19 protein-coding genes and 1 pseudogene are annotated in these 19,910 nt (G+C 70.8%); 10 read left to right on the plus strand and 10 right to left on the minus strand.

Annotated elements, in window-relative coordinates:
- Positions 1-552 precede the first annotated feature (552 nt).
- The 5 genes and pseudogenes from ACTWQR_RS38490 to ACTWQR_RS38510 form a co-directional block, all read left to right on the plus strand.
- Positions 553-789 (plus strand): annotated as a pseudogene (locus ACTWQR_RS38490) (hypothetical protein); the annotation flags it as partial.
- Positions 771-2,012 (plus strand): type III sulfide quinone reductase, selenoprotein subtype, encoded by a 1,242-nt coding sequence (gene sqr / locus ACTWQR_RS38495; RefSeq protein ID WP_443231895.1) that lies wholly within the window; start codon positions 771-773, stop codon positions 2,010-2,012. The pseudogene ACTWQR_RS38490 and the gene sqr, both read left to right, overlap by 19 nt.
- A 16-nt stretch (positions 2,013-2,028) precedes the next feature.
- Positions 2,029-2,346: a TusE/DsrC/DsvC family sulfur relay protein gene (locus ACTWQR_RS38500; RefSeq protein WP_443231896.1), complete on the plus strand. Its 318-nt coding sequence runs from the start codon at positions 2,029-2,031 to the stop codon at positions 2,344-2,346.
- A gap of 39 nt (positions 2,347-2,385) precedes the next feature.
- Complete coding sequence (locus tag ACTWQR_RS38505; RefSeq protein ID WP_443231897.1) at positions 2,386-2,859, plus strand: DsrE/DsrF/DrsH-like family protein; 474 nt, start codon at positions 2,386-2,388, stop codon at positions 2,857-2,859.
- Between the two features lie 60 nt (positions 2,860-2,919).
- Complete coding sequence (locus ACTWQR_RS38510) at positions 2,920-3,447, plus strand: PIG-L family deacetylase (RefSeq protein WP_443231898.1); 528 nt, start codon at positions 2,920-2,922, stop codon at positions 3,445-3,447.
- Here ACTWQR_RS38510 and ACTWQR_RS38515 read toward each other — a convergent pair.
- Both ACTWQR_RS38515 and ACTWQR_RS38520 read right to left on the minus strand, forming a co-directional pair.
- Positions 3,347-4,006 (minus strand): response regulator transcription factor, encoded by a 660-nt coding sequence (locus tag ACTWQR_RS38515; RefSeq protein WP_443231899.1) that lies wholly within the window; start codon positions 4,004-4,006, stop codon positions 3,347-3,349. The genes ACTWQR_RS38510 and ACTWQR_RS38515 overlap by 101 nt on opposite strands.
- Positions 4,003-5,187, minus strand: a complete 1,185-nt coding sequence (locus ACTWQR_RS38520; protein WP_443231900.1) for a sensor histidine kinase — start codon at positions 5,185-5,187, stop codon at positions 4,003-4,005. The genes ACTWQR_RS38515 and ACTWQR_RS38520 overlap by 4 nt, the downstream gene beginning before the upstream one ends.
- A 212-nt stretch (positions 5,188-5,399) precedes the next feature.
- On the opposite strand from ACTWQR_RS38520, the gene ACTWQR_RS38525 reads away from it, so the two are divergent.
- Positions 5,400-6,002, plus strand: coding sequence for a DUF308 domain-containing protein (locus ACTWQR_RS38525; protein ID WP_443231901.1), 603 nt, complete (start codon positions 5,400-5,402; stop codon positions 6,000-6,002).
- A gap of 323 nt (positions 6,003-6,325) precedes the next feature.
- Here ACTWQR_RS38525 and ACTWQR_RS38530 read toward each other — a convergent pair whose 3' ends face one another.
- On the minus strand, positions 6,326-6,775 hold the full coding sequence (locus ACTWQR_RS38530) for a DUF5707 domain-containing protein (RefSeq protein ID WP_443231902.1): 450 nt from the start codon (positions 6,773-6,775) through the stop codon (positions 6,326-6,328).
- A 280-nt stretch (positions 6,776-7,055) separates the two neighbouring features.
- Here ACTWQR_RS38530 and ACTWQR_RS38535 point away from each other — a divergent pair, with 280 nt between their 5' ends.
- Genes ACTWQR_RS38535 through ACTWQR_RS38545 form a run of 3 tightly spaced genes read left to right on the plus strand, consistent with a single transcriptional unit; the run spans position 7,056 to position 10,568 of the window.
- On the plus strand, positions 7,056-9,512 hold the full coding sequence (locus ACTWQR_RS38535) for a histidine kinase (RefSeq protein ID WP_443231903.1): 2,457 nt from the start codon (positions 7,056-7,058) through the stop codon (positions 9,510-9,512).
- A complete protein-coding gene (locus ACTWQR_RS38540) occupies positions 9,509-10,189 on the plus strand; it encodes a response regulator (RefSeq protein WP_443231904.1) in 681 nt (226 codons plus the stop codon). Before ACTWQR_RS38535 ends, ACTWQR_RS38540 begins: the two co-directional genes overlap by 4 nt.
- A 31-nt stretch (positions 10,190-10,220) precedes the next feature.
- A complete protein-coding gene (locus ACTWQR_RS38545) occupies positions 10,221-10,568 on the plus strand; it encodes an SCO4225 family membrane protein (RefSeq protein WP_443231905.1) in 348 nt (115 codons plus the stop codon).
- A 104-nt stretch (positions 10,569-10,672) separates the two neighbouring features.
- On the opposite strand, the gene ACTWQR_RS38550 is transcribed toward ACTWQR_RS38545, so the two are convergent.
- The 7 genes from ACTWQR_RS38550 to ACTWQR_RS38580 all read right to left on the minus strand — a co-directional run bounded on the left by ACTWQR_RS38550 (position 10,673) and on the right by ACTWQR_RS38580 (position 18,808).
- The gene (locus ACTWQR_RS38550) at positions 10,673-12,709 is read right to left on the minus strand and encodes a BTAD domain-containing putative transcriptional regulator (protein ID WP_443231906.1); all 2,037 of its coding nucleotides are present in this window, start codon (positions 12,707-12,709) and stop codon (positions 10,673-10,675) included.
- 111 nt (positions 12,710-12,820) lie between these two features.
- Positions 12,821-13,216: an FtsX-like permease family protein gene (locus ACTWQR_RS38555; RefSeq protein WP_443231907.1), complete on the minus strand. Its 396-nt coding sequence runs from the start codon at positions 13,214-13,216 to the stop codon at positions 12,821-12,823.
- A 9-nt stretch (positions 13,217-13,225) separates the two neighbouring features.
- Positions 13,226-15,424 carry an FtsX-like permease family protein gene (locus ACTWQR_RS38560; RefSeq protein ID WP_443231908.1) on the minus strand — a complete coding sequence of 733 codons (2,199 nt, stop codon included), beginning with the start codon at positions 15,422-15,424 and terminating at the stop codon, positions 13,226-13,228.
- Positions 15,421-16,185, minus strand: a complete 765-nt coding sequence (locus ACTWQR_RS38565) for an ABC transporter ATP-binding protein (protein ID WP_443231949.1) — start codon at positions 16,183-16,185, stop codon at positions 15,421-15,423. Before ACTWQR_RS38565 ends, ACTWQR_RS38560 begins: the two co-directional genes overlap by 4 nt.
- Before the next feature lie 33 nt (positions 16,186-16,218).
- The gene (locus tag ACTWQR_RS38570; RefSeq protein WP_443231909.1) at positions 16,219-16,656 is read right to left on the minus strand and encodes a hypothetical protein; all 438 of its coding nucleotides are present in this window, start codon (positions 16,654-16,656) and stop codon (positions 16,219-16,221) included.
- Between the two features lie 200 nt (positions 16,657-16,856).
- A complete protein-coding gene (locus tag ACTWQR_RS38575) occupies positions 16,857-17,531 on the minus strand; it encodes a response regulator (RefSeq protein WP_443231950.1) in 675 nt (224 codons plus the stop codon).
- Positions 17,532-17,575: 44 nt separating this feature from the next.
- Positions 17,576-18,808 (minus strand): sensor histidine kinase, encoded by a 1,233-nt coding sequence (locus ACTWQR_RS38580; protein WP_443231910.1) that lies wholly within the window; start codon positions 18,806-18,808, stop codon positions 17,576-17,578.
- 186 nt (positions 18,809-18,994) lie between these two features.
- On the opposite strand from ACTWQR_RS38580, the gene ACTWQR_RS38585 reads away from it, so the two are divergent.
- Complete coding sequence (locus ACTWQR_RS38585) at positions 18,995-19,798, plus strand: SGNH/GDSL hydrolase family protein (RefSeq protein ID WP_443231911.1); 804 nt, start codon at positions 18,995-18,997, stop codon at positions 19,796-19,798.
- The last annotated feature ends 112 nt before the right edge of the window (positions 19,799-19,910 follow it).

Below are 19,910 nucleotides of genomic sequence, written 5' to 3' on the forward strand. Positions count from 1 at the left end.
CCCCGGCCCGGACGCAGGCTTCCGCGCGGCTCGGCCCGCCGTTCGCAGCCGGGCCGTCGCCTGTTCGTCACGTGATCACCGTGCACTGCCGGCCATCGGCCTCCCCCGACCCCTCGCCCGTCAGACCGCGCCGCGGATCGCCCCGGCGAGCCGTTCGGGAGTGCGGGTGGAGAGGTAGGGGGTGGGGTCCTCGGTGTCCACGGGCGCTTCCCCTGGTCGGCAGGTTTGCGCAGGTCAGATGGTTGTTGGTCGACATGGCAACGGTCACCGATGCAGCCTTTGGCGATTCGTGTATGTGTGCGTTTCACTGCGGGCAAGGCACCCGCCGCGAGGGGGAAGGCGTACACGATGAGCGATCGCAGTCACGAGCACGGGCCGGGGCACCAGCACGGAGGGGGCGGGCACGCCGGGCACTCCCTGACACCGCATCAGGGATGCCAGACCCCTCTGTCATCATCCCGCCGTGCTGTACGACGCCTTGGTGGCCGAAATCCCGTAGGAACGACTCGCTGGACGACGTGAGGTCCGCCAGACGTCTCCTGCCCGGCCAACTGGCGCCCCGGCGGCGACGTCGTCCTCGCCGCCCCGAAGACCCACGCCGAACTGGTTGCCCGGCTCGCCGACGACACCATCGAGCTCTCCGACCGGTATCTGGCGACCAGGCCCGGCACTCCGGCCCGAGCCCAGGGCCGAAGGTATACCCCCACGGGTAACTGTCCCGGGACCAACGGCCCCTGCCCCGGCCTCGCCCCACCGCCGAGAGTGGGGGCATGGACAAGAGCATCGTGATTCTCGGCAGCGGCACCGCCGGCACACTGACGGCCAATCGGCTGCGGCGGATGTACGGCGACAGTGACTACCGGATCACCGTGGTCGACCAGAACGACGACCACGTCTACCAGCCCGGACTGCTGTTCGTCCCCTTCGGCCTGGCCGAACCCCACGCCTTGGTCCGCCCGCGTCCGCGGCAGCTCCTGGACGGCATCGCCTACCGGCACGCCGAGATCGACCGGGTGGACCTGGACGCCGGGAAAGTGCGCTTCACCGACGGCGCTTCGCTGGGCTACGACGTGCTGGTGGTGGCTACTGGCGCGAGCCTGTTGCCGGAGGAGACCGAGGGGTTGACCGGGCCCGGCTGGGGCGAGAAGGTCCACACCTTCTACGACCTGCCCGGTGCGACCGCCCTGCACCGGGCGCTGGAGCGCTTCGAGGGCGGCCGTGTCGTGGTCAACGTGGCTGACATGCCCATCAAGTGCCCGGTCGCACCGCTGGAGTTCGCATTTCTCGCCGACTGGTACTTCCAGCGCCGGGGTATCCGCGACCGTGTCCAGCTGACGTACGCCACCCCGCTCGACGGTGCCTTCACCAAGCCGGTCGCCGCCAAGGCACTGGGCAGCCTGCTGAAGGAGAAGGGCGTCGAGCTGGTCACCGAGTTCGCGCTCGGCGAGGTCGACGGTGCGGGCGGCCGGTTGGTGTCGTACGACGAGCGCGAGGTGCCTTTCGACCTGGCTGTCGTGGTGCCGCTGCATGGCGGCGCCGAGTACGTCGGCCGTTCCCCGGGCCTGGGCGACGAGCTCGGCTTCATCCCCGTCGACCGGCACACCCTCCAACACCCCGACCGCCCCAATGTGTTCGCCATCGGGGACGCGGCGGGTCTGCCCGCGTCCAAGGCCGGCTCGGTCGCTCACTTCGAGGGGGAGGTGCTGGTACACAACGTCGGCCGCTTCCTCGCCGGGCAGCCGCTGGACGCCTCCTTCGACGGGCACACCAACTGCTTCATCGAGACCGGCTTCCACAAGGCCCTGCTGATCGACTTCAACTACGACACCGAGCCGCTGCCCGGCCACTTCCCGGCCGCGGTGGGGCTGCCGCTGCTGAAGGAGTCCCGCGCCAACCACCTCGGCAAGCTGGCCTTCGAGTGGCTGTACTGGCACAGCCTGCTGCCCGGCCGGGAACTGCCCGGCATCGGCTCGGCCATGCCCCAGCACGGCAAGACCCACACCCCCGCCTGAACGAAGAGAGACCGCCATGACCACCACCACCTACGCCGACACGCCCGTCACCGTCGACGACGAAGGCTTCTTCACCGACCCCGGCCAGTGGACCGAACCCATGGCCGAGCAGATCGCCCACGAGCTGGGCATCGAGACGCTGACCGACCGGCACTGGCAGGTCCTGAAGTTCATGCGCGCCGAGTACGCCGCCAAGGGCACCGGCCCCACCGTCCGGGTGCTCGGCAAGACGTCCGGTGTGAGCGTCAAGGAGCTGTACCAGCTCTTCCCGAAGGGCCCGGCGAAGACCGCCGCGAAGATCGCCGGTATCCCCAAGCCCCGCGGCTGCATCTGAATCCACCCCCGCCGACCGCTACCCGAAGGAGCGTCCGACATGGCCGCCACCGCCACGATCGAGAAGGTCTCGATCATCGTTTCCAAGGGATCTCTGGAAGGGATCTACCCGGCCCTGATCATGGCCAACGGCGCCCGCGCCGAAGGCATCGAGGCCGACCTGTTCTTCACCTTCTTCGGCCTCGACGCCATCACGAAGAAGCAGTACGAGCACATCAAGCTCGCCACCGTCGGCAACCCCGGCCTCCACCTGCCCACCCTGCTCGGCGGCCTGCCGGGCGTACCGGATCTGATCACCCGGTACATGGAACGGAAGATGGAGAAGCTCGACATCCCGCCCATCCCCGAGTTCATCGAGATGATCGCCGATACCGGCGCGGGCATCTACGCCTGCAAGGCATCGGTGGACCTCTTCGACCTGGCCAAGGACGACCTCATCGAGCAGGTCCAGGGCATCATCACGGTCGGCGAGTTCTACGAGCGGGCGGCCGGCGGCCAGATCATCTACACCTGACCGGGGGTGTGTGGTCGTGACCCGGAACGGTCTGCCGTCCGGCGTGCGCATGTATTGGCGGTGGTCGCCCATCCCGACGACGAGTCGTTCGGCCTGGGCGGCCTCCTGCCACTGCTGTCCGAGCACGGATTGCCCACGGCCGTGCTCTGTCTCACCCACGGAGAGGCGTCCACGCCGCATGGCAGACCGGGAGAGCCGCGAACGGTACGAGTGGGTGAACTCGCGTGCGCGGCAAGGGAACTGGGCGTGGAGCGGGTCGAGTTGGCCGACCTTCCCGACGGTGGGCTCGCCGAGGTTCCGCTGCCCCAGCTCGCAGGGCAGGTCGCCCGGGTGATCGGAAAGCCCTGCTCCGCAGGTACAGGTCCAGGCATGCCGCTCGGGCAGCGCGACGGAGAGGTCTTCCAGGTACGTGCCCACGCCGTCCCGCCCGCCGGACTGCTCGGCATCGCCACGGCGGCCACCTGTTTCGGGGTTCTGCTCGGCAGGCTCAGGGGTGGAGGCCGGCCCGGAAGGCGAACGAGACGAGTTGCGCTCGATCACGTGCGCCGACCTTCGTCATGGCCCGCACCGCATGCGTCTTCACGGTGAACGGCGACACGGACAGCTGGGCCGCGATCTCGTCGTTGCCGAGACCGCTCGCGACGAGAACGACCACGTCCCGCTCCCTGGGTGTCAGAGCGTCGAAGCGTCGCAGCAGTTCCTGGTCGATCACCGGGGGCGGACTGTCGGTCATGTGACCGATGAGCGCGGCCGTCGCGGCGGCCGACAGCGCACCGCCACCGCCAACGACCTCGGTGATTCCGGCGACGAGTTCAGCGGGGCTCACGGTCTTGCTCAGGAAACCGTTGGCGCCCGCGCGAAGGGCGGCGAGAACGATGTCGTCCTGGTCAAAAGTGGTCAGCACGATCACCCGCAGTTTTTCGGGTGGGTGCTCTTTGCGGATCCGGCGGGTGGCTTCGACACCGTCGATGCCGGGCATCCGGATGTCCATCAGGACCAGGTCGACGGGGTGGTCCCGGAGGAAGGGGACGACCTGGAGTCCATCGGAGAGATCACCCGCGACAACGAGACCTGGGTCGAGCCGGAGCATCGCTTTGATGCCCGCCCTTATCTCGTCCTGGTCGTCGACGATCAGAATCCGCGTCATCGGACGACGGCTCCCAGGGGGCTGAACTCCGCATGGACCCGGAATCGCCCGTCGTCACTTTCGATCGTCAGCCGCCCGCTGGAGGACTCGACGCGTTCGCGCATCCCCACGAGTCCCAGTCCGCTGCCCGAGCCGGAGCCGCGCAGTGAGTGGCCGACGCGGTTCTCCACGGTGACGCAGATCCTGCCGTCGCGCTCGCGCACATCCACCGCAGCCGCCCCCTCTCCATGCCGGTAGGCATTCGTGAGTGCTTCCTGAACGACCCGGTAGACCGTCACGCCGACGCTGGGCTCCACGAAACCGGCGGGGATGTCGATGGAGGGACGGACGTCGAGGCCGATGCTCTCGAAAGACGCGACAAGGCCTTCCAGGCCGCTGAGCGCCGGGGTCGGCCGGAGCGCCTCGTCGTCGGAGATGTCGTCTCCGAGGCGGAGGAGCGCGAGGATCCGTTGCGTTTCGACGACGACGGTGCGGGCGCTGGACCTGGCTGAGTCGAGGGCCTGCCGGGAGGACTCGGCGTCTTCGGGCAGCCCGATCTCCGCGGCGCCGAGATGCATGCTCAGCATCGCGACCTGGTGGCCGATGACGTCGTGGAGGTCCCGGGCGATGCGCAGTCGTTCCTCGGTCACCCGTCGGGTGGCTTCGATCTCGCGGGTGGCGATGGCGCTTTCGGCCCGTTCCTCCAGGGTGCGCCAGTGCTCTCGATGGATGCGCAGCGCGGCCCCTGTCGCACCTCCCGCTATGGCCGAGAAGAGTGCGGCGGCTCCCACGATCGCGCCGCCACGGAATCCTCCCAGCGTCATGAACGCCCCCAGGAAGAACGCCGCCACGATGCCGGTTCCGGCCAGTGGCTGCTTCCCCCCGACGGTGACCGAGAACAGCACGAGCACCGCCATCATCCACACCGACAGCGGGTCGTGGCCCACCGCTGTGACGGCGAAGGACGCCGCGCTCGCCACGACCAGTCCTGCCCACGGCCTCCACCATGAGAGGGCGACACCGCCACCGGCGAGGAGCACGGAGAGGGCCGTCGGCCAATCCGACCCCCGAAGGATCACTGCCACGATCTGGCCGGTGAACACCAGCGCGGCCACCGAATAGGCGACGAGGTGCAGCGCCTCGGGGCGGCGGACCCACAGGGGTGCCACGAGCCCGTCCGGATTGTTCTGCGCCTTGACCATGGCCCGATTCTCGCCCACGTGTGCTGCGGCCGTGTACTTCGAATGAAGTAGACGACGAACCCGGTCCGGGCGATGGGGCCGGCAGAACTCATTCGATTCGAAGTGGATGGCGGAACTACTTCGTTCGAAGTACGCGCCGCCTCCGGAAGCCGCTGAGACTCCTCATCGAGGCGACCGTCTCACACCACCACGATCACAAAACGGGACACCCGATGACTCAGACCACCGTGACTCCGAACACGAACACGAACACGAACACGACGACGCCCTCCGGGCTCCGATCGCTCTACCTGATCCGAGTCGCCTTCTCCCTGATCTGGGTGGCACTCGTCGCCGCGACCTCCGCCTCGCTCGTGTCGACGGACAAGCCCACAGTGATCGCGGCCGTGCTGCTCGTCATCTACCCCCTGTGGGACGTCATCGCCACGCTCCTCGAGCGTCGCATGGCCGGCACCGGTTCCACGGACCGCGTCGGTACCACCAACATGGCTGTCGGCCTCGCCACCACCGCCGGGATGATCACCGCCGTCTTCTCCACCATCGGGACGGCCCTGCTCGTGTTCGGCATCTGGGCCCTGCTTTCCGGTGCGATCCAGCTCGTCGTGGCGATCCGGCGCCGGCGCACCGTCGGTGCCCAGTGGCCCATGGTCATCAGCGGCGGACTGTCCGTCCTCGCCGGTGCCTCCTTCGCCGCCATGTCCGCCTCGGAGACGAGTAGCCTGTCCACCGTCGCCGGATACTCGGCCTTCGGTGCCTTCTGGTTCCTTGTCTCCGTCATCGCCCTGAGCATCCGCGGCCGACGCGAAGAGCGTTGACCACCGCCGTCGGACCTCCGGGGCACAGTTGGGGCGAGGCCCGAGGCGCTTCGCCCCTCCCTCGTCACCCGCCATGCCCGACAACGGCACCGCCGCGCCCGACTCGACCCAGCGCATGCTGCCTGGGCCGAACGCCTCGGAGACGTGGTCGTAAGCCTGGGCATCACCGTCACCTCGCTGGTGATCGGCATGCATCCGCCGGGGGCCCTACCCGCCGTGGGGACTCGTGCTCGATCGCTCGGGCAGGTCCGGCCAGGGCACGCCGGTACGGGCCCGACCCGACGAGCCCGTCGCCCGCGACGATGCCGGCCGGTCGTGGCGTGTCAGTGCGTGACGTCGAAGGTGGCGGCGCGGGGCACGAACGTCGTGTCCCCGTCCTTGGCCGTCGCCAGTGCCGAGACGTACCAGGTGCCCTTGGCCAGTTCGGCCGCCTCACGCTTCGTGACCTTCAGGGTGTAGGTGCAGCGGGTGGTCTCGTCCGAGGTGCTCCGGCACTTGGCGCTCTCCGCCGAGCGAAGCTCCGCCTCGGTCGGGTCGAGCTTCGAACTCGCGGGCCAGGCAAGGACCTTGAGGTCTCGGATGCCCGAGTCGTCACTCACGTCCGCGGTGAAGGTGAGCGAGCCCGCGCTGCCGTCGGACGGAGCCGCGTAGCGGGCCGAGCCGTGCTCCAGGGTCGGCTCCGTGGAGGTCGAGGCCAGGGCGAGGCCGCCGGCGGCCACTCCGCCGAGGGCGACGGCGCCGATGAGCGACGAGAAGAGAATGCGCTTGGACATGGGAGATCCCCCTGAGTTCGTTGGAGAGTTCGCTTGGATACGCGGAAAAGCGTGGAAGAACCGCTGGTAGTACGCGGCCTTGGAAGTGGTCGTGGAAGCGGTGGCCGACCGCGTTCTCGATGTGATCGAGCCTATGGCCGGGGGCATGGCACCGTCCTCGCGCTACGGGACGATTGGCACGTCGAACCGCAGGTAGAGACTCTGCAACCCAGGTAAGAGACCGGAATCCCCCTCCAGCGGGAGTCGGGCCGCTCACCTGCGGCCATAGCCTTGATCCGGCATGAATCGAACCGACGACCGGCTGCTCCCGGTCCTGCTGATCTGCGCCCAGGCCGTGGTGTGGCCCGGGGCGGCGCCGGCGCGCGGGGCCGTCCCGCCCGCGTCCGCCCTTCTCGTGGCGGCCCTGGTCGCCGGAGTGGCGACGGCCGCACTCGCCCTGCGCCATGTCCACCCGGTGGCCACCCTCGTCGTGGTCGCCGCAGCCTGTGCGCTGGGCGCCGGGCCGCTGCCCGCCGGGGCGATGGCGGTACTCGGCACCGCGGGTGTCGCGCTGGCGCTGTTCACCGTGGCGACCGAACGCGATGCCTTCACCGCCGTGTTGTGCGTGGTGGCGCTCGCCGCCTGGCAGCTGCTCCAGGGCATCAGCCTGCACGGGCTCAGCGACCGCAACGGACTCGACCTCGTCCTGACCGCGGTGCTGTACGCCGCCGTGTGCGGCGCCGGCCTCCTCGTACGGCGGATCCGTCGCGCGCGGAGAGCGGCCGAACAGCTGCTGAAGCGCGCCGAGTCCGAGCGCCACCGGCTCCCGGCAGTCGAACGGCGGCGTATGGAAAGGGAGTTGCACGACGTCAGCGCCCACCATCTGACGGCCGTGGTGGTCACGGCGGGGGCGGCCCTCGGGCTGCGCGAACGTCGTCCCGAACTGGCCGAGGAGGCACTGGAGTTCGCTGTCGAGACCGGCCGCGAGGTCACCCGCGCGCTCGGCGCGGTTCGGGCGCCGGCTCCCTCCCGCGAGGACGTGCCGTCACCGGAGGAACGGCTGCTGGACCTGGTCGCCGGGTTCCGGCGCCTGGACCAGCAGGTGGACTGCGAGATCGACCCTCTGCCGGACGGCGCCGTCGCGGACGCGGCGTACGGCATCGTGCGCGAGGCGCTGACCAATGTGGCGCGGCACGCCCCAGGTGCGCATACGAGGGTGCGAGTCCGGTACGGCGACACCCGCACGGACGTCGTGGTCACGAGTGCGGCACCGCCGGCCGGTGCGGCGGCGCACGGTGCGGGGCTCGGCGGCGGTCGCGGCCAGGGGTTCCTGAGGTCTCGGGCACGGGAGGCGGGCGGCACCCTCACCACCGGCCCGACGGCGGACGGCGGTTGGGAGGTGCGCGCGGTCCTGCCCGGCCGGACCGCCGCCCCGGTGGAGCGGTCCGTGCCGCGGAGCTACCGCCTGGCGCAGGTGACGGCCGCCGTCGGCCTCGTCCTTCAACCGCTGCTCCCGGCGCTGGTCATCCGGGCGGAGGACGCGTCGAGCGGTACGCGGGTGTCCGCGGGCCTGCTCTTCGCGATGCTGGCCGCGGCACAGGCGGTCGCACTGCTGTGGCTGCGCCGTGCGCCCCGCGCGACCCAGGGCGTCCTGTTCGGTCTGGCCGCGCTCTGGCCGGTGGCGATGGCGGCGGGCGACTACACCGGTCCGGTGATCGTGCCCCCCGCGCTGAGCCTGCTGGCCACCTGCGCGGCGCTTGCGGCGGACGCGAAGCGCTCCGCCGGCTGTGTCGATATGCGGCTCCGCCGCGGGGGCGCGATATGCCGTCAGCTGTCTGCGGCGCCATCGTGGCTGGTCGCGCCCGCGATGGGGATCCCCCCGCTCGAGCGAAGCCGAGAGTGGGGGAGGAGCCGCATGTCGACACCGCCCGCGCTCCTTCAGGGCGATGTACTGCTCCTGTCGGTCCGCCCGCTCGCGGCCGTGGCCGTGCACGCGGCGGCCGCGACCGCCGCCGTCCTGGACCGGGGCACGACGGTCCCCGTCTGGGCGGTCGTCGCGGGGGCGACCGCCGGGGCGTCTCTCGCGGTCGGCGCGGCCTGCTGGGCCGGAGCCCTGCGCGGGCGGCGCGACCGGGCTGCCCGGGGCACGCAGAACGAACGCCTCGCCGCCTGGACCGAGGAGGCCGTCCGGGACGCGTGGGCCGAGCGCCGCAGAATCGCCGCCGGGCTGGAGACCACCGTCCTCTCACGCACCGCCGACATGGTCGCGGAGGCGGAGGCGGGCCGGCTCGACGACACCGCCGAACGCGCCCGCGAGGCCCTGGCCGCGATGCGCGCCCTGCTCGACACGGTCCAGGAGGGCGAGACAGGGCCCGAACTGCGGCCGCAGCCCACCCTCCAGGCGCTCGACCTGCTCGCCCACCAACTCCGGGCCACCGGCCGCGACATCGAGATACGGCTGACCGACCGCGTACCGGAACGACTGCCCACCGCCGTCGACCTGGCCGCCTACCACGCCGCCGAGACGCTGCTCGCGGCCGGCGGCGGGGAGCCGGCGGTGCTCGAACTCGACGTGGACGACGGTACGTTGACGCTCACGGCCACCGGCGTGCCCCGCGCCGCCGACCCCGCCGTACGGGATCGGCTGACCACGCGGGTCTCGGCGCTCGGCGGCACCCTGACCACCGGCCCGCAGGGCACGGTCCGCCTCCGGCTGCCACTCGCCGTCGCGCCGGACAACGAGGAGAGACAACGATGAGCCTCAACGTGCTGGTCGTCGACGACCAGGGCATCGTACGGGCGGGGTTCGCCGCCGTGATCGACGCCGAGGAGGACATGACGGTCGTCGGCGAGGCCGCCGACGGCGCCGCCGCGGTGCGGCTCGCCGAAGAGCTGGCACCCGACGTGGTCGTCATGGACGTACGCATGCCCGAGCTGGACGGCATCGCCGCCACCCGCATCATCACCGGACGGGAGAACGCGCCCCGTGTCCTCGTCCTGACCACCTTCGACCTCGACGCGTACGTCTTCGACGCACTGCGCGCCGGCGCCTCGGGCTTCCTCCTCAAGGACGTACACCCCTCCGAACTGCTGCACGGCATCCGGGTGGTGGCGGCCGGCGAGAGCGTGCTCGCCCCGTCCGCGACCCGCCGCCTCATCGGCCGCTACTCCTCCGGACCGCCCGCCGCGGTCCCGGCCGGGAGCTCCCCCGAGCTGGACAGCCTGACCGGCAGCCAGCGGGGCGTCCTCACCCTGGTCGCGGCCGGACTCACCAACGCGGAGATCGCCGAGCGACTCGGCATCACCGTAGGCACCGTGAAGTCGCACGTGAACGCGCTGCTCCGCAAGCTCGGCCTGCGCGACCGCGTACAGGCGACGATCCTCGCGTACGACCTCGGCCTCGCCCGCCCGAACCCACCCGGCACTCATCTCTGACCACCACAACGCAACCGAGGACTCCATCCCCGTGACCAGTACCGATTCCGATTCCGATTCCGATCCCAATTCCGTTCGATACGACCTCCGCCGTCTGCGCGACCACATCGGCGTCGTCGGCCTCGCCTACCTCGTGGTCTGTGTCGTCCTGCTCGTGTGGGCGCTCATGGTGACCGCGGGCGACAGCTCGGGCGAGTCCATGGCGGGCGTCATCCCACTCCTCGCCACGGCCCCCGCCAGCCTCGTGTTCCTCGTGCTGCCGGACAACAACGTCATGTTCATCAGCGCCGTCGCCTTCGGGGCAGAGGTCAACGTCGAGATCATCGGCTGGTGCACCCGCGCACTGCGCCGCGGCCGTCGCCCGGACTCGGCGTCCTGAGCCCCGGCACCTGCGGGAGGCCGCTCATCCGACTGCGCCAGGAGGCAGTCGGCACGCCGCCGGCCCCTGGCTCACTCGCCGCCAGGGGCCGTACCACGGGAAATTCAGTGCCCTTGTTCCTGGGCGGAACGGCGGCTCTGGGCGGGAGCCGAGGCCGGAACCGCGGGGCCCGCCGCGCGCAGATGCCGGGCCAGGCGCGCCGGGGCGGCATCGTTACGACTCGCCAGCTCGCGGGCGAGCGCGGCGTGCCGCAGCTGCCGGGAGGACGGGGTCTGGGCGCTCAGCACCACGTCGCGGGGCAGTTCGGGAAGCCGGTAGCGGCCGGTGCCGTCTCCGCCGGGGTCCGCGTCCCAGACCAGGATCCGGGCGGTGACGGCGGCGTCTATCAGCGGCAGCAGCTGATCCGGTGCCAGGCCCTCGACGTCGGCGAGCAGACCGACGTCCAGCCACTCATCGTCGGCGGCGGCGTAGCCGAGCATGGTCCGGGCCGGGTCGGGCAGCCCGACCAGTCTCGCGTTGAGGATGTTGCGTACCGCGGCGGGTACCTGTGCCGTCGGCCCGGTGCGCCGGTCGGGCGGGAGCTTGAGCAGCTCGGCCAGGGTGAACGGGTGCCCCTCGGCACGCCGGTGCAGCGCCGCCGCCTCCTCGGGCGGGACGTGCTCGCCGCGCGCCGCGAGCAGCGCGGCCACGTCGTCGGCGGTCAGCGGCTCCAGGGTCAGCCAGGTCGCGCCGAGCAGGGCCAGATCCGCGAGCAGCAGGCTGGACGCGGGGTTGTCGGTGTTCCGCAGGCTGCACACGAAGATGACAGGGGCCTCCCGCAGCACCTTGGCGAGCCGCCGCAGCAGGCGGTGGAAGCCCTGCGGTGCCTGGTCGAGGTCGTCGACGACACACAGCGTGGGGGCCCGGGTGAGCTCATGGACGACGGTTTTGAGCGGGTCCTTCTGCGCGATGTCGTCCTGACCGGAGTCGGAGCCGTCCTGCCGCAGCGCGTCCAGGAGTTGGACGGTGGGGCAGGTCTGGGAGATCCCGCGGTTCCCGCTGAGCGCCTGACCGGCCCTGGTGCGGGCGACGGTGAACCCGGCCGCCGCGGCGCGGGCGGACAGCTCCTCGATCAGCCTGGTCTTCCCTGAACCCTGCTCCCCGTTGACCACGGCCCACTGGGGGCGCCCCGCGGTCGCGGCCGACAGCAGGGCGGCCAGCTGCGCGGTCTCCTCGCCCCGGCCCATGAAGGGCGCGGGGGCGGCGGTGCCGGGGTCCGGTTGCACACACGCGGCGGCGAAGTCCAGGGCCGGGGAAAGAGCCGAAATGGACGGAGACGTGGCGGGGGCGGGCGTGGCGGGGCCGGACCGGCGAGGAGTGCCGAGAACGACGGCATCGTGCCGCAGGATCGCGGTGTGCAGGTCCCTCAACTGGGGGCTGGGGTCCAGACCGAGTTCCTTGGCCAGCATGTCGCGGAACCGCTCGTACTGGCGCAGCGCCTCGACCGTCCGTCCCGCGGCGTACAGCGCACGCATCAGCAGCGCCCAGGACGTCTCACGGAGCGGAGCCTTGAGTACGAGGCCCTCGGAGACGTCGATCGCCTGTTCCGTCTCGCCCTGCTGGACGAGGATCGCGGCCTGCAACTCCGAGGCGTGCTGGAAGGCGCCGTCGAGCCGGGCGCGCTCGCGTTGCGCGAAGGCGTGGTCGGCGGCCTCGGCCAGAGCCTCACCACGCCACAGCCCGAGCGCCGCGTCGACCTCCCGCCGTGCGGCGAGGAGTTGACGTCCCCTCAGGGCTTCGCGGGCCGTGCTCACGGAGTCCTCGAAGAGTGCTGTGTCCCGTGCTTCGCGGGGCACCTTCAGGGCGTAGCCGGCCGGGCCGCTGACCAGCATGGTGGACCGGCCCTGCCCTACCGGGTCGAGGACCGCGCGCAGTCGGCTGATGTGGGCGCGCACGGAGGAGCCGGCACCCGTCGGCCGGTTGGTCGGCCACAGGTCGCGGAGGAGAGTGTCCTGTGAGACGGGGCGGCCGTCCTCGATGAGCAGGCGGACGAGGAGCAGCCGGCGCTGCCGGGGGCCCACATCGAGGGAAACATTGCCCTTCAGCACTTCGACGGGGCCGAGCACGCCGAACCGCAGCTCGTGTCTGTGACGTGAATTCACCGGGTGGGCCCTCCTGGGCGACGCTGGGTACGAAGGGCCTCGCCGAACACGGCATCGGGCATGCGCAGGCTATGCGATGGATCGATGTGACGACTGGTTCAGCGGCCCGGCTCATTCGGTGCTTCCCAGCGCGGTCATCGGCGTGATGCGTGTGGCGCGGCGGGCGGGCAGGAGGCCGGCGAGCGCGGTGAGGGCTGCCAATGCCGTGAAGACCAGCAGTAGTTGGGCTCCCGGTAGGCGAAGGGGCGCGTCGGTGACGGCGATGCGGACGAGGAGCCAGGCGTAGGGGACGCCGAGGGCCAGGCCGAGGACGCCGCCGAGGACTCCGTACAGACCGGCTTCCAGGGTGATGGTCCGGCGCAGTGCGCCGCCGCCCAGTCCCAGCGCGCGCAGCAGTCCGAACTCGCGGGTGCGTTCGATCGCGGTCAGGCTGGTGGTGGCGGTGACGCCGACGACAGCGATGAGGACCGTCAGGGCGACGAGCCCGAGCGCGGTGGTGCCCATCATCCGGACCGTCTACTGGTTGCTGTCCCGGGTTTCCGCCAGGACGCTGATGCCGACGTCGTCGGGGTCGGGTACGTGTTCACGGATCGTGCTCTCCAGCGCCCGCTGCGCCTTGCCGCGGGCGGCGAAGCCCCCGGCGGCGGCGTCGGCGAGGATGCCGCTCGCGTTCCGGGAGGCGCCCATCCGGTCGAGATCGGCGGGTACGACGAGTACGTTCGCCTGGCCGGGGCCCTCGTCGGGCAGCGTCGCGGCGACGGTCAGCCGGATGTCGCCGCGGCCGGACGTGAGGGTGAGGGGGTCGCCCGCCCGCACGCCGAGGAGGTCGGCCACGTCGGATGAGACGACCGCGCCGCCCGGGCCCAGGTCTCCGAGGGAGCCGGTGGCGGTGTCGATGTACTGGGCCGTGGGCAGGGCGTCCGGGTCCAGGTCCGATACCTCGAACTCCGTGCGCGGCTCCGTGGGGCCGGCGGTGACCTGGAGGATCCGGTAGCTGGTGACATGGGTGAGCTGCGGTGACGCGGCGAATTGTCGTACGACGGTGGAGTCCAGGCCCTTGCTGCCGGCCTCGACCCGGAAGTCGGCGGGGGCTTCGACGGCGTTGGCGCGTTCCATGTAGCCGCCCAGACAGGCGACGGAGACGAGGGCGCCGGAGACCAGGGCGACGCCGAGGGCGACGACGACGGAGACAGCGGCGGCACGGCGCGGTGTGCCTCCGACGCCGCTGACGGCCAGCCTGCCGGTGGTGCCCAGCCGGCGCAGCGGCCAACCGGCCACTGTCAGGACGGGGCGGACCAGGAGCGGGCCCAGGGCGATGAGCGCCAGGAAGGCGAAGCCTGCCGAGGCGACGGTGACCAGCATGGCGAAGTCGCGGTCGTAGTCCTCCTGGCCCGGCTGGGGCAGTTGGCCGAGGAGCAGAGCGGCGAGCCCCGCGGCCGCGGCGGCGAGAAGGATTCCGGTGGTGAGACGAGAGGCGTGGATGCGGTGTTCGGCGGTGATGGTGCCGGCGGCGCGCAGTGCCTGGAGCGGGGACACGCCGGCCGCCGACAGGGCGGGGGCGAGGACCGCGCAGACCGTCACCAGCACGGTTCCCACGACCACCAGTACGGCCTGCGGCAAGGGGAAGCCCGGTGCGGACAGCTCCTGTTCCGCGAGGAGGCGGGCGGCCGGCGGGGCGAGGTGTCCGGCGCCAAGCGCCGTCAGCACACCGAGCGAGCCCGCGATCACGCCCATCAGGGCGCCCTCGACGGCGAGCGCTGTCACCAGCCGGCTCCGCTGGGCGCCGATGGCACGCAGGAGCGCCAACTGCCGCAGCCGCTGCGCGAAGACGATACGGAAGGTCGAGGTGGCGACCAGGGCCGCGGCCCCCACCGCCACGGCCAGGAACACGGAGATGAGCTGGAAGACCTCACGCAGGTCCCCTCCCACGGCCTCGCGTGCTTCCTGGGCCCGCACAGCGCTGCCGGACTTGAGCGACGCGTCGGAGGACGCCTCGTCGAGCACGCCGCGCACCTGCCGGGACAGCTCGCCCTGCGGGACACCGTCCCTGGCTCGGACGTCCACGTGCCGATAGCCCGGCAGATCCGCGAGGGGCTCGACAAGCGCTTCGGGGGCGTAACCGCCGGACTCCTGCTCGGCGGTCGCGGTGCTCTTCACCACGCCGGTGACGGTGACGACGACCTCGACGGTCTTCTCCGCGTTCGCGCGGTCGGGGACCAGCAGGGTCGTGCGGGTGCCGGGGGCGAGCTCCAGCTCTTCGGCGGCCCGCCGGTTGACCGCGATCTCGCCGGCCCGGTCGGGATAGCTTCCCGCGACGAGCCGGGCCTGGGACAGGGGTCCGGTGCCGGGGTCGGAGCGGAGGTCCAGCCAGCGCTCGGACGGACCGGCGATCGTCGCACCGGAGTCCACCCGGCCGACGGCCTCTGCGACACCGGGCAATGCGCGTATCTGCCGCAACGTGGCACCGCTGATGTTGGCCGACTCCCCGTCGGCGGTCGCGACCAGGCTCACGGCTTCGGGCGTGCCGCGGAAGCGGTCGAGGGTGGTGTTCGTGGTGATCTGCTGGGCCATGACCGTGGCGAAGACCACGAAGGCGGCCACGAGGACCGCCAGCCCGGTCGTCACCAGCCGGCCGGGCCGCCGCAGCAGTTCGGCCAGCTGCGATCCCAGGACGCTCGCGCGCCAGGGGGCGTTCACGCGCCGGGGGGCGTTCATCGGGCCCTCCCCACGGTCCGCAGGGCATGCGTGACATCTGCGCCGGCCGCCGCGTCGACATCGTCGACGATGCGTCCGTCGGCGAGGACGAGCACGCGGTCGGCGTAGGCGGCGGCGCGCGGGTCGTGCGTCACCATGACCACGGTCTGGCCGAGGTCGCGCACGGAGCGGCGCAGGAAGTCGAGGACCTCCGCGCCCGACCGCGAGTCCAGGTTGCCGGTGGGCTCGTCGGCGAAGACCACGGCGGGCCGGGCCAACAGGGCGCGGGCCAGGGCCACGCGCTGCTGCTGGCCGCCGGAGAGTTCGCCGGGCCGGTGGGACATCCGGTCGCCGATGCCGAGCACGCCTACGAGGTGGTCGAGCAGGTCGTGATCGACGGACCGGCGGGACATGGTGACGGGCAGCACGATGTTCTCCAGAGCCGTCAGCTGGGGCAGCAGGTTGAACGACTGGAAGACGAAGCCGACCTTGTCCCGCCGTACGCGGGTCAGCGCCCGGTCGGAGAGAGCGGTCAACTCCGTGCCGTCCAGGACGATTTGGCCCGAGGCGGCCGAGTCGAGGCCGGCCAGGCAGTGCATCAGCGTCGACTTGCCCGAGCCCGACGGGCCCGCGATCGCCGTGAACCGCGCGCGGGCGAAACCGACCGTCACCCCGTCCAGGGCCCTGATCTGTGCCTGCCCCTGCTGATAGATCTTGACCAGGTCCACGGCCGCCGCGATGTGCTCACCGTCGGCTGCGTGCATTTCCGGGGCTTGAGTCATAGCCATGAGGTGAATTCCCCTTGCCGCGGCGCGTCAGGACGCGATCGGAGGGAACGCGAGCTTGACCCCGGCGTCTGTGCAGTGGGTGTTGGCCTTCTTCGTCAACTGGTCCACTTCCCGTTCCGCCGGGGCTGTGCCCTCCCCCTTCGCGTGCTGGAACGCCCACCCTTCGTATATGGAGATCTGGGCGCTGAGGAACCCGTCCTTCATCTGTGACCTGCGCAGCTCCCCCGTGCTCTGCCACCACTCTTCGACGGCTGCCTTGCCGCTGGGGAGTTCCTGCGCATCGTCGACGATTTTCTGCGCCAGTGCGCAGTCGGCCTTCGACGCCTGACTGGGCGCACTGCGCTCGTTCCACCAGTTACTGCCCGCGACCGCGATCACCGTGAGAAACAGCGTTGCAATGAGGCCGACCAGAATTGACCTGTTGTTTCGCGTGGGCTTGTTTCGCGTGGGCGTGGAAACAGACATGATGACCTCCGAGAATTTCGTCCGAAGCTGTTCGTCGACATTCGTCGATACGTTTGTCGATCAGCTACGGGTAATTCTCGAAGAACGGGCATCGCGGCACATCGGCTCAGAACCTGATCTCCGCGCCGCGGAACTGCGACCGGAGACAGAGGGCGGGACTACGACCGCAGTCGCAGTCCCGCTTCACTCCTGGCGTGTGGTCAGCTCGCCGGGCTGACGAGGCCCGAGTCGTAGGCGAAGATGACGGCCTGGACACGGTCACGCAGGTCCAGCTTGGTCAGGATCTTCCCGAAGTGGGTCTTCACGGTCGCCTCCGCGATGAACAGACGCGAGGCGATCTCGCTGTTGGACAGGCCCTCGCCGACCAGACCGAGCACCTCTCGCTCGCGCAGGGTCAGCATGCCGAGCCGCTCGTCAGGGCGGGCCGAGGGCGCCAGCCTGCCCGCGAACCGGTCCAGGAGCTGCCGGGTGACGCGCGGGGCGACCACGGACTCGCCGGCCGCCACGACACGGATCGCCGCCACGACCTCCCCCGGCGGGGTGTTCTTCAGCAGGAAGCCGCTGGCTCCGGCCTGCAGCGCGGCGAAGGCGTCCTCGTCGGTGTCGAAGGTGGTGAGCACCAACACCCGGGGCCCGTCCGAGAGTTGGCCCAGCCGCCGCGTCGCTTCCACCCCGTCCATGACGGGCATACGGATGTCCATGATGACGACGTCGGCCTCGGTACGGGCCAGCAACGCCAGGGCGTCCGCACCGTTCTCCGCCTCGCCCACGACCTCGATGTCGCCCTGCGCGGCCAGCACCATCGCGAACCCCGCCCGGATCAGCGGCTGGTCGTCCACGACGACGACACGGATCGCCCCGCTCGCGGCCTTCATACCGTCACTCGTCCCGTCGCTCGCCCTGTCACTCGCCTCGTCCTTCATCCCGCCGTCCTCACCGGAAGTTCCTTTATGGGAAGTTCCGCGTCGACCTGCCATCCCGCGCCCAGGCGCGGCCCGGCGGTGAAACTGCCGCCGGACACCTCCACACGCTCGCGCATGCCCACGAGCCCGTTCCCGCCGCTGACTCTGTCTGCCGCCGCTTGAGAGCCGGCCAGCTTGCCGGCCCCGTCGTCGACCACGCTGATCAGCACAGCGTCCTTGTCGAACCGGAGAGTGATCGCGACCTGCGCGCCGGGACCGGCATGCCGCAGCACGTTGGTCAGGCTCTCCTGGACGACCCGCAACACGGTCAGTTCGTCCGTCGTCGACAGCCCACCCCGTTCACCCTCGACCGCCAGGTCCACCTTCAGCCCGGCGGCACGGGCACGCTCGGCCACCGTCTCCAGGTCGTCCAGCGAGACCCTGCGCCGACCGGCGTCCGCATCCGGCGCCTCGCCCTGGCCGGAGGCCCGCCCGCCGCGCAGAACGCGCACAATCCCGTGCATGTCCTCCAACGCGTCACGCCCCGTGTCGCCGATCGCCTTCAGCGCCGAAACCGCCTTGTCCGGATCCGACTTGAGGGCGTAGCCGGCCCCATCCGCCTGCAGGATCATCACCGCCAGACTGTGGGCCACCACATCGTGCAGCTCCCTGGCGATCTCCGCCCGCTCCTCGGCGGCCGCGAGACGCACCAGGTGCTCACGCTCCCGTTCGGCCGTGGCGGCCCGGGCTTCCAGACTGGCCACGTACAGCCGACGTGTCCGCAGCACCACGGCGGTCAGCCACACGGCCGCGCAGAGACCACCGACGGCGACGAACTGGACGAAGCTCCCTGCCGTATCCCGTCCGCCGAAAGGGCTGAATCCGCCGAAAGCCACCGCCACGCCCAGCAGGACGACCGCACCTGCCGTGTAGGCGTGCCACATCGGCCGGGCATGGGTGACCACCGAAACCATCGCGACCAGCAGCGCCACGTCGTACGCGGCCACTTCACTGGCCAACAACGGATCCGAATGCACCCCCAGCAGGTACTGGATCAGCGCAAGCCCCGAGACCAGGCCCATCACCGTCATCGGCCGACGCCGGCGGAACACCAGGGCCAGGGCCATCGCCCAGCCGATGAGCTGGTCGTACTCCTCGACGTAGCGCGAGGTCACGTAGACCACCAGCACCGCGATCGCGATGTCGTACGCCGTGTGTATCCACGGCAATGCCTGTATGCGGCGCAACATGGCCAACAGGCTACGACACCGCTCCCCGCCTCCTTTCCCGAATCCTTTCCTGGATCCATTCCTGAAAGGAAGTCGATTCCCGGCAACCGTCCGACAATTCCTGTGCAACAGGCCGAAGTCGCACGACTGGTGGACCGCTGTACGCTCTGCCCCGACCAATTCAGGCTTCACGACCAGAGGGAAGTCATGCGCAAATTCACGGCGGCTGTCGCCGCCGGCTTGATGACGTTCGCGGGGCCGGCGGCGGCGAGCGGCCCCGCGCAGGCGGCGGCGACAACCGCTGAGTACGTCGCGTTGGGGGACTCGTACGCGTCCGGGGTCGGCGCGGGCTCGTACGACGCGGCCGGTGGCGACTGCAAGCGGAGCACGAAGAACTACCCGCACCTGTGGGCGGCGGCTCACCCCGAGTACGCCTTGAAGGACGTCACCTGTAGCGGGGCGACCATCGCGGACGTGCGGAACAACCAGCTGTCCGCGCTGAGTTCGACGACCAGTCTCGTCACCCTCACGGTGGGCGGAAACGACGCCCAGTTCGCGTCGGTGGTCGACGCGTGCCTCACCGAGAGCGACAGCTACTGCAAGACGGCCACGTCATGGATGTCGTCCTACGCCAGGAACCAGCTGGTGGCTGAACTCGCCGGCCTGTACAAGGACATCAAGGCCCGTTCGCCCAAGGCCCTGATACTCGTCCTCGGCTACCCGCAGACGCTCTCCGCGACCGGTACGTGCAGCGTGATCGACCTCAGCTCCGCCAAGCGCACCGCCATGAACGGGCTGGCCGACGCGCTGGCGGAGGGCACCCTGAAGGCGACGGTCTCCGCTCGCGTCTACTTCATCGACATGCGGAAACAGTTCACCGGCCACGGGGCGTGCGGCACCGACCCGTGGATCAACGGCGTCAACCTCTCCGAACCATCGGCGACCTTCCACCCCAACGCGGCGGGCTACGAGAAGGCCTACGCGGCCAAGCTCAGCAGCGTCTGGGGCTGACACTTCCCTCGGCTGCCCGGGACGATCCCGCCCGGGCAGCCACGCCTGACCCGCCGGACAGGCCCCGGCCCTCAGTTCCTCCGACGACCGACCGGGCGTCGGCCCCTCGTGG

The organism is Streptomyces sp. 2A115 (assembly GCF_052245575.1).
In the GTDB taxonomy this organism is placed as follows: domain Bacteria; phylum Actinomycetota; class Actinomycetes; order Streptomycetales; family Streptomycetaceae; genus Streptomyces.